The 15,388-nt window shown below is 49.2% G+C and carries 13 protein-coding genes, 2 pseudogenes and 1 riboswitch; of the genes and pseudogenes, 5 read left to right on the top strand and 10 right to left on the bottom strand.

The window, feature by feature from the left end; translation table 11 throughout:
* Window positions 1-9 precede the first annotated feature (9 nt).
* From hemL to hemA, 6 genes and pseudogenes are all read right to left on the bottom strand, one after another.
* Window positions 10-1,287 (bottom strand): glutamate-1-semialdehyde 2,1-aminomutase, encoded by a 1,278-nt coding sequence (hemL, locus tag A4V09_RS05740; protein WP_065541499.1) that lies wholly within the window; start codon window positions 1,285-1,287, stop codon window positions 10-12.
* Entirely contained in the window at window positions 1,287-2,270 is a 984-nt protein-coding gene (hemB, locus tag A4V09_RS05735; protein WP_084043444.1) for a porphobilinogen synthase, read from the bottom strand. The genes hemL and hemB overlap by 1 nt, the downstream gene beginning before the upstream one ends.
* Window positions 2,271-2,374: 104 nt before the next feature.
* Complete coding sequence (gene cobA, locus A4V09_RS26350) at window positions 2,375-3,916, bottom strand: uroporphyrinogen-III C-methyltransferase (protein ID WP_242964102.1); 1,542 nt, start codon at window positions 3,914-3,916, stop codon at window positions 2,375-2,377.
* Window positions 3,917-3,994: 78 nt separating this feature from the next.
* Window positions 3,995-4,747, bottom strand: a pseudogene (gene hemC, locus A4V09_RS26345) (hydroxymethylbilane synthase); the annotation flags it as partial.
* A 59-nt stretch (window positions 4,748-4,806) separates the two neighbouring features.
* Window positions 4,807-5,283 (bottom strand): precorrin-2 dehydrogenase/sirohydrochlorin ferrochelatase family protein, encoded by a 477-nt coding sequence (locus tag A4V09_RS05725; protein WP_065541497.1) that lies wholly within the window; start codon window positions 5,281-5,283, stop codon window positions 4,807-4,809.
* Window positions 5,273-6,502: a glutamyl-tRNA reductase gene (hemA, locus tag A4V09_RS05720; RefSeq protein ID WP_065544653.1), complete on the bottom strand. Its 1,230-nt coding sequence runs from the start codon at window positions 6,500-6,502 to the stop codon at window positions 5,273-5,275. Before hemA ends, A4V09_RS05725 begins: the two co-directional genes overlap by 11 nt.
* Window positions 6,503-6,681: 179 nt before the next feature.
* Window positions 6,682-6,862: riboswitch (cobalamin riboswitch) on the top strand.
* A gap of 172 nt (window positions 6,863-7,034) precedes the next feature.
* On the opposite strand from hemA, the gene A4V09_RS05715 reads away from it, so the two are divergent.
* From A4V09_RS05715 to A4V09_RS26335, 5 genes and pseudogenes are all read left to right on the top strand, one after another.
* Window positions 7,035-7,781 carry an energy-coupling factor ABC transporter permease gene (locus A4V09_RS05715; RefSeq protein WP_065541496.1) on the top strand — a complete coding sequence of 249 codons (747 nt, stop codon included), beginning with the start codon at window positions 7,035-7,037 and terminating at the stop codon, window positions 7,779-7,781.
* A gap of 1 nt (window position 7,782) precedes the next feature.
* Window positions 7,783-8,082, top strand: a complete 300-nt coding sequence (locus tag A4V09_RS05710) for a cobalt ECF transporter S component CbiN (RefSeq protein WP_065541495.1) — start codon at window positions 7,783-7,785, stop codon at window positions 8,080-8,082.
* 29 nt (window positions 8,083-8,111) lie between these two features.
* Entirely contained in the window at window positions 8,112-8,888 is a 777-nt protein-coding gene (gene cbiQ, locus A4V09_RS05705; RefSeq protein WP_065541494.1) for a cobalt ECF transporter T component CbiQ, read from the top strand.
* Window positions 8,885-9,487: pseudogene (locus tag A4V09_RS26340) on the top strand (energy-coupling factor ABC transporter ATP-binding protein); the annotation flags it as partial. The gene cbiQ and the pseudogene A4V09_RS26340, both read left to right, overlap by 4 nt.
* A 279-nt stretch (window positions 9,488-9,766) precedes the next feature.
* Entirely contained in the window at window positions 9,767-10,549 is a 783-nt protein-coding gene (locus tag A4V09_RS26335; protein WP_440132448.1) for a sirohydrochlorin cobaltochelatase, read from the top strand.
* A gap of 142 nt (window positions 10,550-10,691) precedes the next feature.
* Here the strand turns inward: A4V09_RS26335 and A4V09_RS05695 are convergent, their stop codons facing one another.
* The 4 genes from A4V09_RS05695 to A4V09_RS05680 form a co-directional block, all read right to left on the bottom strand.
* Entirely contained in the window at window positions 10,692-11,963 is a 1,272-nt protein-coding gene (locus A4V09_RS05695; protein ID WP_065541492.1) for an NADase-type glycan-binding domain-containing protein, read from the bottom strand.
* Window positions 11,964-12,041: 78 nt separating this feature from the next.
* On the bottom strand, window positions 12,042-12,692 hold the full coding sequence (locus A4V09_RS05690) for a precorrin-8X methylmutase (RefSeq protein ID WP_065541491.1): 651 nt from the start codon (window positions 12,690-12,692) through the stop codon (window positions 12,042-12,044).
* Between the two features lie 14 nt (window positions 12,693-12,706).
* Window positions 12,707-14,215, bottom strand: a complete 1,509-nt coding sequence (locus A4V09_RS05685) for a cobyric acid synthase (RefSeq protein ID WP_065541490.1) — start codon at window positions 14,213-14,215, stop codon at window positions 12,707-12,709.
* A 21-nt stretch (window positions 14,216-14,236) separates the two neighbouring features.
* Window positions 14,237-15,307, bottom strand: coding sequence for a pyridoxal phosphate-dependent aminotransferase (locus A4V09_RS05680; protein ID WP_065541489.1), 1,071 nt, complete (start codon window positions 15,305-15,307; stop codon window positions 14,237-14,239).
* Window positions 15,308-15,388: the final 81 nt, after the last annotated feature.

Raw genomic sequence — 15,388 nt, 5'->3', positions numbered from 1 at the left:
TTTCACCGGTCATGCATAAAAATATTCCTTTATCAGCTTCAGTGCTGCTTCTATATCCTCTTCTGTATGGGCATCTGACAGGAACATGGCTTCAAACTGGGAAGGTGCCAGATGTACGCCGTGGTTCAGCATATATTTAAAATATGCAGCAAAAGCATCTGTATCCGAAGTTTTTGCAGATGCATAGTCCGTCACCTTCTCTTCTGTAAAGAAAATACATCCAAGAGATGCCACGCTGTTCACCTGATATGGGATATTATTCTCCACGAAAATCCTGCGGATCCCCTCGAACATCATCTCCCCTTTCTGGTACAGCCTTGTATAAATCTCCGGATCCTCAAACAGGATTTGAAGCTGTGCCAGGCCTGCTGCCATGGCAATGGGGTTTCCGCTGAGTGTTCCCGCCTGGTACACCGGACCTGCGGGGGAGATTTTTTCCATGATCTCTTTTCTTCCGCCATAAGCACCCACGGGCATTCCCGCGCCGATGATCTTTCCATAGGTGACAAGGTCCGGTGTCACGCCGTAAAATCCTGCGGCACCGTCAAATTTCAGCCGGAAGCCTGTAATGACTTCATCAAAGATCAGCACTGCCCCGTGCTTATCACACAGCCTCCGGAGTCCCTCCAGAAATCCGTCAGCAGGTGGGACCACACCCATGTTGGCACCCACAGGCTCCACGATCACAGCAGCCACCCGGCCTCTGCTCTCCTCCAGAAGTTCTTCCACACTCCCCAGATCATTATACACAGCGATCATGGTATCCTGTGTGCAGCCCTTGGGCACACCGGCACTGTCCGGCACACCGCTGGTCATGACACCGCTTCCCGCACTCACCAGCATGGCATCTGTGTGGCCATGGTAGCATCCTGCAAACTTAATGATCTTATCCCTGCCGGTAAAACCTCTGGCGGCCCGGAGGGCACTCATCACGGCCTCTGTGCCGGAATTTACCATACGGATCATCTCCACATGGGGGATCCTTTCACAGATAAATTCGGCCATCTCCACCTCTTTGGCGGTGGCACAGCCAAAGCTTAACCCGTTTTCACTGGCCTTGATCACCGCTTCACGGATGGCAGGATGGTTATGTCCTAAGATCATAGGTCCCCAGGAGCCAATGTAATCCGTGTAGGAATTGCCGTCCACATCAAATATTTTACTTCCCACTGCCCCCTGTATAAAACGCGGAGTCTCCCCAATGGCGCCGTAAGCTCTCACAGGGCTGTTTACGCCTCCGGGAATCCGTTTTACGGCGCGCGCAAATAATTCCTCTGATCTTGTCATTATCCGATTCTCCCTTCATCCATAAATCCGGCCAGTTCTTTTGCAAAATAAGTCAGGTAGATATCTGCTCCGGCCCGGTAAGTGCTCACTGCCATCTCACAGATGATGTTTTCCTCATCAATATATCCAAGCTTTGCCGCTGCCTTCACCATAGCATACTCCCCACTGACCGAATAGGCCGCTACAGGCAGATTGATGCTGTTCTTTACCTCATGGATCACATCCAGATAGGAAAGCGCCGGTTTCACCATGATAATATCAGCACCCTCCTGCACATCCAGAAGCGCCTCCTTCAGGCCCTCCCGCTTATTGTGGAAATCCATCTGATAGCTCTTTCTGTCCCCAAAAGAAGGGGCAGAACCCGCTGCTTCCCGGAAAGGACCGTAAAATGCAGAGGCATATTTTACAGCATAGGACATGATGGGGATATCCTTATGCTGATTGGCATCCAGGACTTCACGGATGGCCCGGACTCTGCCGTCCATCATATCTGAAGGGGCAACCATATCAGCCCCCGCCTCCACATGGGATAGGGCCGTCTTAGCCAAAAGTTTAAGGGTTTCATCATTTTCCACATCATGGCCGCACAGTACGCCGCAGTGTCCGTGGGATGTATACTCACACATGCACACATCAGTGAGCAGATACATTTCCGGGAACTGTTTTCTGGCCTCCCGAAGCGCCCTCTGTACAATACCATTCTCTGCGTATGCCTGGCTTCCCACTTCGTCCTTCTCATCCGGGATACCAAAGAACATGACTTTATCCACCCCTGCCTTCCTAAGCCCTTCCAGGGCGTAAGGCAGTCTGTCTATGCTGTATCGGAACTGTCCTTCCATAGAGGGGATTTCCTCCTCCATATTCTCTCCCTCGCGGACAAAAATGGGGTAAATCAGGGAACTCTTATCCATCCTGGTTTCCCGCACCATTCTGCGCAGGGTATCGTTTTTCCGAAGCCTTCTCGGTCTGACTGTCATTTCCATGCTGCTACACTCCTTTTATCCTCTCTTATTGTAATTTTCAATTATTCGTATATTCGTAACGCTCCAGACAGGTCTGTGTATTCATTTGTTCCGTGTTTTCACAGTTACCTGTTGTTTTTCAAGTTTACAACCAAATCCACCACACTGTCAATGGTCGCCTGTTTTGCCATAAATGTCTTCATTCCGTATGCGTCCGCCGCAGCTTTCGTCTGCTTTCCAATGCAGGCAGCCGTCACTTTTGTATAATCAAGGCCTTCTACTGCCTCCGCAAATCCTTTTACGGTAGACGCACTTGTAAAGACAGCACAGTTGATCTCTCCGCTCTCAAAAGCCTTTTTCTCATTGATCATTTCCTGTTTTTCATAAAAGGTATCATAGGTCGGCACATCACAGATCAAAAGCCCTGGCTTTTTCTCCAGCTCCTGGATGATCTCTTTTCCTCCGATCTTTGCTCTCGGAAGAAGAATCTTTTCATTTCCGCTGCAGACTTCACACAGCACTCTTCCCAGGGATTCCCCGTCAAACACCTCAGGCATCAGATCCACAAACAGGCCTCTCTCTTCCAGTGCCTTTTTCGTACCTTTTCCAATGGCAGCGATCTTTGCTCCGCCCAGTTTTCTCACGTCTGTCCCTGCCTTTTTCATCTCCTCAAAAAATACATTCACACCGATAGGGCTTGTAAATGCCAGCCAGTCATAGCTGTCAAGCTGTCCGAATGCGCTGAAAAGCGCGCTCTGGTCTTTAAGCGGTGCTGTTTTGATAGCGGGAAGCTCCAGTACTTCCGCTCCCATCAGGCGCAGCTTTTGAGACATGGTGGAAACCGTCTCTCTGGGCCTTGTGACCAGCACTTTATATCCTGCCAGGGGCAGCTTCTCATACCATCCAAAGGTATCAGCAAGAGAACAAACCTGGCCAACCACAATGATAGCCGGCGTCTCGATCCCCTGGCGTTTTACCTCCTCCTCCAAAGTGGAGACGGTAGCCACGATCCGCTTCTGCCCTGCCGTAGTTCCTTTCTGCAGTATGGCGGCCGGCATCTCACCCGGCATACCTGCCCGCAGCAGGGAATTGCAGATATCAGCAAGTGCCGTGACACCCATGAGGAACACCAGTGTTCCCTTTGTGCGCACCAGTGCTTCAAAATCAATGTCATAGGCCTCCCCCTGCTTTTTATGTCCTGTGATAATATGCAGGGAGGAACAGAAATCCCTGTGTGTCACCGGAATACCGTTATATGCAGGAACGGCCAAAGAGGAGGTGACTCCGGGCACCACTTCATAGGGGATTCCCTCTTTTGTGAGAAGCTCCAGCTCCTCTCCGCCTCTTCCGAAGAGAAATGGGTCTCCGCCCTTTAACCGGACTACCCGGTATCCCTTTTTTGCCTCATCCACAAGTACCTGGTTGATCTGCTCCTGAGGCATAATATGGTGAGACGCACGTTTCCCCACATTGATCAGGCGCACACCAGCCGGAATCTGGGAAAGGACGCCCTGTCCCACAAGGCTGTCATACACAACCACCTGGGCATTTTTCAAAGTTTCCATACCTTTCAGGGTAAAAAGTCCGATATCTCCCGGGCCTGCGCCCACAAGCCAGACCTTTCCCTTACCGTATGCACGGTCTGTCTCCTGTCCACCTGCTGTCATGGATTCCGCTCTGCACTCCTCTCTCAGTTTTCTTGCAAGACGAACGCCCAGTTCCTCTGCCTCAGCCCTGGTCCCTTCCAGACTGCCCTTTTTATATGCACCGGTCTCCTCCTCATAATAGAGGCCGGTAAGCACGATTCTGTCCCGGTCCACCACCGCATGGGCCGCAACCGGTGAGGAACATCCGCCGTCCAGAACTCTTACAAAAGAGCGCTCCGCCAGGGCCGCACAGGTACTGTCCGCATCCCCGTAGCCATCCAGGTAAGAATAGTCTTTCCCTTTTCTGCCCTGTACAGTCAGAATCCCCTGTCCTGCCGCGGGCAGCATCTCCTCCGGCTCAAAATATCTGGATATCCTGTGGGTCAGCCCCAGCCTTTTAAGCCCTGCCGCAGCCAGAACCAGAGCACTGTATTCTCCTCTGTCAAGCTTTCCAAGCCTTGTCTGTACATTCCCCCTGACACTTTTACACTCCATCTCAGGAAACAATTCACCAAGCTGCAGGGTACGCCTGAGACTGGAACAGCCGATGGGCTTTGTCTTATCCAGTTCCGTCGCTCCCTCGGGAAGCACCAGCGCGTCCCTTGGGTCCTCCCTTTTTGAGAAAGCCAGAAGAGGCAGTTCCTCCGGGACTTCCATGGGCATATCCTTCAGACTGTGTACGGAAAGCTGGCTTCTTCCGTCCAGAAGCGCCCGGTCCAGCTCTTTTACAAACAGGCCCTTCCCCCCCACTTTGTCAAGGGTTCTGTCCAAAATAATATCCCCTGTTGTCTTCATAGTGAGAAGCTCAGCTTTCAGTCCTTCATTGTTCTTCTCTATGTAGTCTCTCACCATCTCACTCTGTATTACGGCAAGCCGGCTCTCCCGGCTCCCGATCACTACTGTTTTGCTGCTCATTTCCTACCTCCCGGCGTCTTTAAAAATTCTTCCACCTTTTCCCGCATCTGCCTTGTCTTCTTATGATCTTTTCCCGCTGCGTTGAACCCAATGACCACACCATCGTGGTTTATGATTCCAGGAAAATGAAAATCACATTTGTTTTGGTCACTGGCTGTGTTCACCAGTATGCCCAGACATTTACAGGCACTGTAGATATCTTCATTTACCTTCCTGTCATCTGTGGCCGCCAATGCCAGATCCGCATCATATAAATCTTCCCGTTCGTATTTTTTCTGTTTCCAGACCAGCTCACCGCTTTTTGCAAGCTCCTGGATTTCCGGCTGAACATCGGGGGCGATCACTATCAGTTCCCCCACAAATCCAAGAAGGCTTTTGATCCTTCTGGAAGCTATGTTTCCTCCGCCTATGACCACAGCTTTTTTCTCAGTCAGGTCTGTGTACAGGGGAAACCGTTTTTTCTCAGTCTTCATAAACCTTCTCCAATCCGGCCACACACTCCATGAACAAATCCTGCTCCAGAGAATCCCTCAGCCCGAAGATCATCTTGCCTACCACCTTCCCCGCAGCGGTGTCAATAGCCTTCAGAAGCCTTTCCCTGTCACTGTCCTCCATAGGGGTCTTTTTCAGGATCTTCAGGATCCGCGCATTCAAATCCTCCACAGCCTCTGTCTTGATGTCCTGGATTCTCGGAAATACATCACGACCAGAAAACCAGTCGTAAAACTCTGACATCTGTTCCTTTAAAATAGCCCCTGCCTTCTGCATACTGGCCTGAAGCCTGGGGGATGCAGCGTCGATCTTAAAGCTGTCAATATCATAGAGGGTCACATTCTGAAGTTCTCCCACCTCCTGGTCAATATCTCTCGGCACAGCCAGATCGATCAGGATCACATGATGGGGAACCTCCGCATTTTCAAAAAGTTCTTTTGTTATGGTACAGTTCGGGCTGGCCGTAGCTGACACCACCAGATCACACTTTGGCAGCAGTTCCATCCTGTCCCCATAATTGATACGCTCACATCCCTGGGGAATGGTCACCATACCGCTTCGGTACTGGCGGACCGTCACCGTCACATCCGCGCCTGCCTCTTTCAGTGCCAGAGCCGTCACTTTCCCCATCTCTCCGTTTCCGATGACCATACAGGTCTTGCCCTGGATGGAAAATCCCTGGTTTTCCAGCCTGTCAATTGCCTGATGGATGACAGAGGTATTGGCTCTTGAAAACGCCACTTCTGTTTTCACTTTTTTGGCTGCCGTCACTGCCATCCTGAAAAGCACTTCCAGCACACCGTCCGTACAGTAAGCATCCCTGGATAGTGTCAGCGCATCCTTCACCTGGGTGATGATCTGGTCCTCCGCCAGAATCTGGGATTTTAAACCGCTGGTCAGATAGAACAGGTGCTCCACTGCCTCACTGCCTTCTCTTGTGATGAAAAACTCCCGGTGTTCCTCCTCGCAAACATCTTTTTCCCTGCAAAGAAAACTGTAAAGGGAACCCTCCCAGTCATCCTGCACGCTGGCCCAGATCTCCATCCGGTTGCAGGTAGACAAAATAATACACCCTAAGATATCTTTGTCTTCTTTCAGCCGCTCCATAGCGCTCACCGCATTTTTTCTGGTGAAAGAAAATCTGGCCCTGATATCCACGGATGCTCTGCTGTGGTCAATTCCAATCATGGAAATACTCATAGTTCCTACACTCCATATCTTTCGTTTCCGTTTTTTAGATGCTAAGAAAGCCAGGACATTGCACTGTTTTATACGCACCTTTTGTTTTTTCATATTAGCACAGAATGTTACCAGGTGCAACATCTTGATTTTTTGTCGAATTCAATTGACAAAAAACTTCCAGGGCGATACAATAATCACAGAATTGAGTGTGTACAGGTGTCCGCTACGTCGGAATAATAGGAAAGTTGAGTTAAAAGCTCACACGGTCGCGCCGCTGTGAGGGAAGAGCTGCATTTTATGATGTCACTGGGAAACTGGGAAGGCAAAATGTGGTGATGAGGCCCGAGTCAGAAGACCTGCCTGTCACAAGCGATTTACACAATGGTTACGAACGATGGCCTTGTGTAAGAACAGGCGGTATAGGCGCTTATTAAAATAAGGTCTGCTGTCCGCATTTGTTCTTCTGATGGCCTGTCGGTGTTTTTACCGCCAGGTTTTTTTATACCCATTTGGGCATTATATTACTCAATCAGAAGGAGGAAAAGACAAAATGAGTAAGCAACAGAAAAGAATCATTGTATTGGCAAGCATGTTCGCACTGACCTTTGGTATTGTGCCGAATGTAAGTGCCATGCACATCATGGAAGGTTATCTTCCCGGAGGGTTCTGCATCGCATGGGGTGTGATCTGCGTCCCATTTTTGATCGCAGGTTTTATGTCCATCAAGAAAACCCTGAATGAACACAGAAACCTGATCACCCTGCTGGCTATGTCAGGAGCCTTTGTATTCGTGATCTCATCCCTTAAGATCCCGTCTGTGACAGGAAGCTGTTCCCATATGACAGGAACCGGGCTTGGCGCCATCCTTTTCGGCCCCAGCGCAGTTTCTATTCTGGGAATCATTGTGCTCCTCTTCCAGGCTATCCTGCTGGCCCACGGCGGACTTACCACCCTGGGTGCCAATACTTTTTCTATGGCGATCGCAGGACCTTTTGTATCTTACGGAATTTTCTTTATCTGTAAAAAATGCAAGGTGAACCGATATGTTTCTGTTTTCCTTGCAGCAACCCTGGGCGATTTATTTACATACTGTGTAACTGCCGTACAGATGGCACTGGCTCACCATGCAGACACTACCATCATGGGCGCTATGGGAAAATTCCTGCTGGTGTTCGCACCCACACAGTTACCTCTGGCAATTATCGAAGGCGTCATCACAGTTCTTATCATCATGGGTCTTGAGACCTATGCGAAACCGGAACTCCGTACCATCGGTTTTTTAAAGGAGGCAAAGTAATATGAAAAAAACAGTAATCGGATTATTAGTTGTGATCATTCTAATTGCGTTCATACCGCTCTTTGCTTTAAAGGACGCGGAATTCGGCGGCTCTGACGATGCCGGCAGCCAGGTGGTGGCGGAAGTGGACTCCGGTTTTCAGCCCATCGCAGAACCGATCCTTGAAAAAATACTTGGCCGCGAGCTTCCCGGCGAAGTGGAAAGTCTTTTATTCTGTGTACAGTCTTCCATCGGAGTTGGCATCCTGGCCTTCTTTATGGGACGCTTTGTAGAAAGAAAGAAGCTGGGAAAAGGCCAATGATACTTTGCATCCGGCGAAAGGAGTAACTTATGATAACCATTGATAAGCTTTGTTACAATTCTAAGCTTAGATATGAAAATGCCGGTGAAAAGTTTGCGTTCGCGATGATTACACTTCTTTTCTGTGTAATGAGTCGTTCCATCGTGGTCGCATGCATGGTTTTAGCAGTCACAGGGATTCTCACCGTTTATAAGGGGGGAATCCCTTTTTCCCGCTATATACATTTTATGACTGTGCCGCTGGCTTTCCTGATTCTGAGCACCATTGCCATTGTTCTGAATTTGAAACACGAGCCCCTGGATCTATTTGCTGTTTCTATGGGCAGTTGGTATCTCACAGGGAGCGTGGACGCGCTGCTTTATGCCCTGCAGTTGATTCTGACAGCCCTGTCCGCAGTCTCCTGCCTGTATTTTCTGTCCATGACAACCCCTATACCGGACATTCTGAATGTACTGGGAAAGCTGCACTGCCCCAAACTGATGATTGAGCTGATGCTGCTGATTTACCGTTTTATTTTTGTGCTGCTGGATACTGCCTATTATATTTCCACGTCACAGAACAGCCGCCTGGGAAATAGAAATTACAAGACAAGCTTAAAGTCCTTCGGTGCCCTGGGATCTGTCCTGATGATCCGGGCGGTTAAGCGTTCCAATGCCCTCTACAGCGCCATGGAGGCACGCTGCTATGACGGCACCATCCATGTTTTGAATGAAACCTATCCTCCCAAGAAAAAAGTGATCGTGTGGATCGTTTTATTTGAAATCATTTTATTTTCCATAACTATCTGGAGGAGGTTCTTCGCATGAACAATGACATCATATTAAAAGCAGAGAATTTATTTTTTTCATATGACGACGAGAATTCCCATTCGTTAAATGGTCTCAGCCTGGAAATCAAACGGGGACAGAAGGTTGCTTTCATGGGCTCCAACGGCTCAGGAAAATCCACTTTCTTTCTGTGCTGCAACGGCATACACCGCCCTTCCTCAGGCGCCCTGTATTTTAACGGCGAACCGTTCACCTATGACAAGAAAGGCCTCTTAAAACTGCGGAGCAAAATAGGGATCGTGTTTCAGGACCCTGACAACCAGCTTTTTTCAGCCAGTGTATACCAGGAGATTTCTTTTGGCATCCTCAATCTGGGTGTATCAGAGGAGGAGGCAAAAAAAGAGGTGGAGGAGGTCATCGAGCATCTGGAAATCACACCTTTCCGCCATAAGCCCACCCACTCTTTAAGCGGAGGCCAGAAAAAACAGGTGTCCATAGCTGACATTCTTGTCATGCATCCGGACATTATTATTTTAGATGAACCGGCTGCCGCCCTGGACCCCAAGCATACCACCATGGTGAACCAGATCGTAAACCGTCTGACAGAGGCCGGGATCACAGTCCTCATGGCAACCCATGATGTAAATTATGCCTATGAGTGGGCGGACGAAATTATGCTGTTTCACGAGGGAAAAGTTCTCATGCACGGCACCCCCGCTGATGTGTTCAGCAACAAAGCAGTGCTGGCCCAGACGAACCTGGAAGCGCCTGCCGTGCTGGAACTGTTTGACAGCCTGTGTATGAAAGGTATTTTAAAGCCTGCGCTGCCTGTTCCCAAAAATCTGCAGACCTTAGAGAAATACATAGCAGATGTCAATATCAATACTACACATTACGGAGGAATATCACCAGTGAACATGAAGACAAAGAAAGCGATCCTGGCAGTCAGCTTCGGCACCAGCCATGATGACACCAGAAAGGTTACCATTGATGCCATCGAAGATTCCATGAGACAGGCTTTCCCGGAGTATCCTGTCTATCGGGCATGGACCAGCAAAATGATCATCCGAAAGCTTAAAAACCGGGATAACCTGATCATTCCCACTGTAAAGGAAGCCATGGAGCAGATGATGTCAGACGGCATTACAGATGTACTGGTACAGCCCACTCATGTGATCAATGGCATTGAAAATGACCTGATGAAGGAGGATGCCCTTACCTACCGGGATTCCTTCCATTCGATTTCTTTCGGGGACCCGCTTCTTACCACGGAGGATGACAGCCATAAAGTTATTACTGCTATTGCGGACGAATTCTCTCATATTACAAAGGAACAGGCACTGGTATTCATGGGGCACGGCACGACCCATTTTGCCAACTCCATCTATGCTGCCCTGGATTACACCTTCAAAGATAAAGGATATCCCAACTTCTTTTTGGGCACTGTGGAGGCCTACCCTTCTATGGAGAGTCTGAAAAAAATGCTGAAAGCCTACCAGCCGAAGGAAGTGGTGCTGGCGCCCTTTATGATCGTGGCCGGTGACCACGCCAAAAATGATATGGCGGGGGATGACCCGGAATCCTGGTACAGCCAGTTTAAGGACGAAGGATATGAAGTGAAGGCTGTGTTAAAAGGTCTCGGAGAATACAAGGGCATACGCCGTCTCTTTATTGACCACATCCGTGCAGTTGACAAATAAGAATCACTGCTATACAGGTCTATGTATTCACTGGTCTGGCTGTAAGAAAGCCCCTTTTGGATGACCTTGACAGCAAACAAAAAGCCATGAAACAGAATTATAGCTTTCTGTTTCATGGCTTAATCATTTCTGCCCTGATCTTTTATTCATATAGTTCAATTTCTGAAATACAGTTGTCATTCCATCTGTCTCCCTCAAATCCGCTTTTAATATAAAGGGATACATAAGAGGCCTCCACCGGTTCATCAAAGGAAAGGCAGAACGCCTTCTTTTCATTGGAAAACTCCACATCCTTCTTCTGGGAATCTCCCACACTGATCGTCAGGGACGCCGGTCTGGCATTTGCCTTCCACATGTCCTCACTTCTCCAGTTCCCCAGGTAAAGTACCATGTAGCGCACTTTGTGAGCCTTGTCAAAATCCAGACGGATACCGGTACCCTCCCCCAGTCCGTCTTCCCCCTCCTGCCAGGAGGAAGCAGTATCCCCATCCGCAGCGCTGGCCGCGCTGTAATCATATTTATCGGAGGACTGCTGGGAATTCTGGTCCGTGGAAGCAATGGAGATTTTTTGGAATTTGGAAAAGTCTACGCTGTCCGCATCCACCGGTTTAAAATATTCCTGTTTCTTTTCTTCCTTTTTTTCTTCTTTGGATTTTTCTTCCTTTTTCTCCGCCGCTTTGTCTTTTTCTTCTTTTTCAGCCTCTGCGCCGCTGTTGTGCTTCTCTCCGGTTTCCGTCTCTTTTTTGGCATCCGCTTCCTTATCGGCTGACCCCTGCGTATTTTCAGAATCCTGCCCCTTGGCACCGGCTGTTTTGTCTTCCTGTTCTGCCTTGGCATAGTATGCCTTTTTTTCCTCATCCATCTGCTGCATGGCGTGTACACCCCACAGAATTCCAATGAGAAGGCAGACAATTAGAATACATCCGGATATGAGCCAGACCGGATTTCTCTTCTCCGGTTCTCCCTGCCGCTTTTCTTTTTTCGGCTTGTAGGAGGATTCTTCCCTGGGGTTCTCCTCCTTCTGCAGAAATGTTGGAGGCGTCTCCCTCTCACGCTCCGCCGCTTCTGCATCCGTATCCCCTAACGTATCCTGACTCAACTCCTCCGTCACTGTATCCCCGAGAACAATGCCTTCCCCATCCGTTTCTGTATGGTCTGTCCTTTCAGGTTTCGGAGGTTCTGCCCCTACTTTTTCTTCTTTTGGATCCGCTGCCGCATTTTCAGCTCTCTGTTCTTTAGGATCGCTTTCTTTTGCTGCGGCGGTTTCCTTTTTTATATCCTTCAGTTCTTCATCGCTTTTATAAAACTCCCAGATGTCGTCCTCATCCATGTATTCCTCGAACACCGCTTTTCCGCACTTTGAGCAGAACAGATCGTCGTTGTCCAGTTCATGGCCGCATCTTTCACACTTCATATTATACTTCCCCTTCCTGTTCTTTCCCTTTGTATTGAAGGTCTGTTTCCGTAACTGCTCAACGGTCTGAACAGTTCTCTATTTCCAGTAATCTCTCTCATTATCGATCATATAGAGAAGTGCATTGCAGATACAGGCTGCGATATTGCTGCCGCCTTTTCTTCCCCTTGCTACAATGTAGGGCACCCCTGTCTCCATGATCATTTCCTTAGATTGTACCACATTTACAAAGCCTACCGGAACACCAATTATAAGATATGGGGAAATTTTTTTCTCATTTATCAGTTCGTACAGGCGGACCAGGGCTGTGGGCGCATTGCCGATGGCAAAAATAAGAGGTTTTCCTATAGAGACAGCCTTATCCATACTTGCCACTGCCCGGGTGGATCCCTGACTTTTTGCCGCACAGGCAACATCCTCATCAGACATAAAACAAAAAACCTCCCCGCCGTACTTTTTAAGCGCTTTCTTGTTGATACCCGCTTTTGCCATCTGCGTATCTGTCACAATACAGGCACCGTTTTTAATGGCCTGGACCGCCTGTTCCACTGCATGGTCGGAAAAACAGAGATTATCTGCATAGTCAAAATCTGCACTTGTATGGATGCAGCGTTTTACGATCAGCTCTGTACCGGGCACCAGTATTTTGTCCCCCAGCTCCTCTGTGATAATCTCAAAACTTCTGGTTTCAATCTCTTTTGGTCTTACATTTTCTAATTCTGTCTTCATCTTATCCGCCCTTTCTATATGCCGGCTTCCAGGATTTCATATATCTTTTTCATATCCAGATGTTTTCTCAGCCCATCTGCCAGAATATCATACTGCGTTTCCTTGAATTCTGCAAACTCCACACCTGCCATCTGGCTTACATCCAGGCCTTTTACTTCCCCTATAGCTTCCACTATCTTCTTTGCCACTTCCTCTTTGTCAAAAATACCGTGGACATAGGAACCGTAAACATTTCCCGCATAAGCCCCGTCCTCTTTGGAACTGCCTTTCACGGTATCCGTGATCCTCACAAGGGGTCTGGCCCCTTCCCGCAGGGACGAAATACCCATATGGATTTCATACCCTGCAAGTGACACGCCGGAAAGCCCCTTCAAAGCGCCCTCCACTTCCGGGAAACTGCCCTCCACTCGGGTCCTTGTCTTTGCCCCCTGAAATACCGTATCCATAGGAAGAAGTCCCATGCCCTTTATCTGCCCTCCGGCCTCCACACCGTCAGGGTCCGACAGAGTTTCACCCAGCATCTGGTAACCGCCGCACACACCGAAAATGATCTTTCCCTCTGCTGCCTTCTTTAAAATCGCAGCCTCCAGACCGTTCTGCCGCATCCAGAGAAGGTCTTCCATGGTGTTTTTGGAACCCGGCAGCACGATCATATCCGGATTCTTCAGATCACCCACCGTTTTCACATAACGCACCGATACCCCCGGTATCACTTCCAGGGCATTGAAATCCGTAAAATTGGAGATGCGTGGAATACGGATGACGGCAATATCAATTACATCCACTTCCTGTTTTCCGTCAAAACGTTCGGTTAGGCTGTCCTCATCCTCCACCTCGATATTCAGGTAGGGTGCCACTCCCACTACGGGAATGCCGCTTTTTTCCTCCAGCATTGTGATCCCCGGGTCCAGAATGGTCTTATCTCCCCGGAATTTATTGATGATCATGCCCTTGACGATTTCCCGCTCGTCCTCCTCAAGGAGCATCACCGTGCCGATCAGCTGCGCGAACACACCGCCACGGTCAATATCCCCCACCAGCAGCACCGGTGCTTTCGCCATTTTAGCCATTCCCATATTTACAAGGTCTTCCTGCTTCAGGTTGATTTCCGCAGGACTCCCCGCGCCTTCAATCACTACAATATCATATTCTGATGCCAGTTTTTCATAAGCTTTCTTAACTTCCGGGATCAGGTTCCTTTTATATGCAAAATATTCTCTCGCACTCATGGTTCCCAGAACCTCTCCGTTTACGATCACCTGGCTGCCCGTCTCATTTGTAGGCTTTAACAAAATAGGATTCATGTACACAGACGGCGTAATGCCCGCGGCCTCAGCCTGCATCACCTGGGCGCGGCCCATCTCCAGCCCCTCCTCTGTGATGAAGGAATTAAGCGCCATATTCTGTGACTTAAAAGGCGCCACCTTGTATCCGTCCTGTTTGAAAATACGGCACAGACCTGCCGTCAAAAGACTTTTCCCCGCATTTGACATGGTGCCCTGCACCATAATTGCTTTTGCCATTTCCCGTTACCTGCCTTTCTCTTATGGTATCTGTCTATTCTTGCTGCCTGCCGCCGGTATCTCTCCAAGCACGCGCAGAAGTTTATCATTTTCTTCCCTGAGTCTCACCGCGATCCGGTAATACCCTTTGGAAAGCCCGTAGTAGTTGCTGCAGTCCCGAATTAAAATCCCCTTGTCAAGACAGCTCTTTTGAAGGTTTATCGGCCCTTTAAAAAAAATATAGTTGGCGCTTGAGGCAAACGTCTCATATCCCAGTCGCCCAAGGCCTTCCAAAAGATACGTGCGTTCCCTGTGTATCACGGCCATGGAATGCTCCACATATTCCTTCTCCGAAAGTGCGGCGATGCCGGCCTCCTGAGCCAGAATTGACACATTCCAGGGCTGGGTCACCATCTGCATATTTTCAAGGAGTTCCCTGTTCCCGCACAGCGCGTATCCCAGCCTGACACCGGCCATGGCATATCGTTTTGTAAATGCCTTCAGCAGAAAAAGGCTGTTATACTGCTCTAAAAAAGGTTTCATGGTGTGCGCTTCGGGATGTTCCACAAAGTCAACAAAACACTCATCCAGCATAAGGATACAGCCGCATTCCTGGCAGCGAAGCAGCACTTCTCTCAAAAATGTCTGCTCCATGAGCACACCTGTGGGGTTGTTGGGATTGCAGAGAAAAACCATATCCAAATCCTCTGTGATACGATCCAGAAATTCCCTTCCCACGGAAAATCCACGGCTCTCCTCCAGCACATACCGCTTAATCTCACAGTCTACCGTGGCAAGCGCCTGCTCATATTCCGCAAAGGTCGGGGCAGGAAGCAGCGCCTTTTTTGGCTTCAGCGCCAGTACCAGGGCAAAGATCAAATCCGCCGCACCATTTCCGCAGATAACCTGTTCTGCGGGAACCCCCTCATAATGACTGATGGCATCTCTGAGACGCTCACATTTTACATCCGGATAATGGCAGATCTGCTCCATGGCCCTGGCTACAGCCTGCTTTACAGACTCCGGGGTGCCGAAAGGATTACAGTTTGCGGAAAAATCCGTCACATTTTGATGGCGGTAGACATCACCGCCATGGGTGTGGTAACTTATCATTTATTTTCTCCTTACAGTAATAAAAAGAATCCTGCTCGCAGGATTCCCGCGCCGAAGCGCGGCCGCCTGCGGTCATCTACC

The organism is Blautia pseudococcoides, from assembly GCF_001689125.2.
Taxonomy (GTDB): domain Bacteria; phylum Bacillota; class Clostridia; order Lachnospirales; family Lachnospiraceae; genus Blautia; species Blautia pseudococcoides.
Note: the sequence above shows the minus strand (reverse complement) of the source record. Positions and strands in the feature narration are given on the sequence as shown.

Bases quoted from the DNA above. Each gene is read 5' to 3' on its own strand.
- hemA (WP_065544653.1), bottom strand. From the start codon at position 6,502: ATGAGTATTTCCATGATTGGAATTGACCACAGCAGAGCATCCGTGGAT.
- A4V09_RS05710 (WP_065541495.1), top strand. From the start codon at position 7,783: ATGAAAAAAACAGTAATCGGATTATTAGTTGTGATCATTCTAATTGCG.
- cbiQ (WP_065541494.1), top strand. From the start codon at position 8,112: ATGATAACCATTGATAAGCTTTGTTACAATTCTAAGCTTAGATATGAA.
- hemB (WP_084043444.1), bottom strand. From the start codon at position 2,270: ATGGAAATGACAGTCAGACCGAGAAGGCTTCGGAAAAACGATACCCTG.
- A4V09_RS05680 (WP_065541489.1), bottom strand. From the start codon at position 15,307: ATGATAAGTTACCACACCCATGGCGGTGATGTCTACCGCCATCAAAAT.
- A4V09_RS05685 (WP_065541490.1), bottom strand. From the start codon at position 14,215: ATGGCAAAAGCAATTATGGTGCAGGGCACCATGTCAAATGCGGGGAAA.
- A4V09_RS05725 (WP_065541497.1), bottom strand. From the start codon at position 5,283: ATGAAGACTGAGAAAAAACGGTTTCCCCTGTACACAGACCTGACTGAG.
- A4V09_RS05695 (WP_065541492.1), bottom strand. From the start codon at position 11,963: ATGAAGTGTGAAAGATGCGGCCATGAACTGGACAACGACGATCTGTTC.
- A4V09_RS26335 (WP_440132448.1), top strand. From the start codon at position 9,767: ATGAAGACAAAGAAAGCGATCCTGGCAGTCAGCTTCGGCACCAGCCAT.
- cobA (WP_242964102.1), bottom strand. From the start codon at position 3,916: ATGACAGCAGGTGGACAGGAGACAGACCGTGCATACGGTAAGGGAAAG.
- hemL (WP_065541499.1), bottom strand. From the start codon at position 1,287: ATGACAAGATCAGAGGAATTATTTGCGCGCGCCGTAAAACGGATTCCC.
- A4V09_RS05715 (WP_065541496.1), top strand. From the start codon at position 7,035: ATGAGTAAGCAACAGAAAAGAATCATTGTATTGGCAAGCATGTTCGCA.
- A4V09_RS05690 (WP_065541491.1), bottom strand. From the start codon at position 12,692: ATGAAGACAGAATTAGAAAATGTAAGACCAAAAGAGATTGAAACCAGA.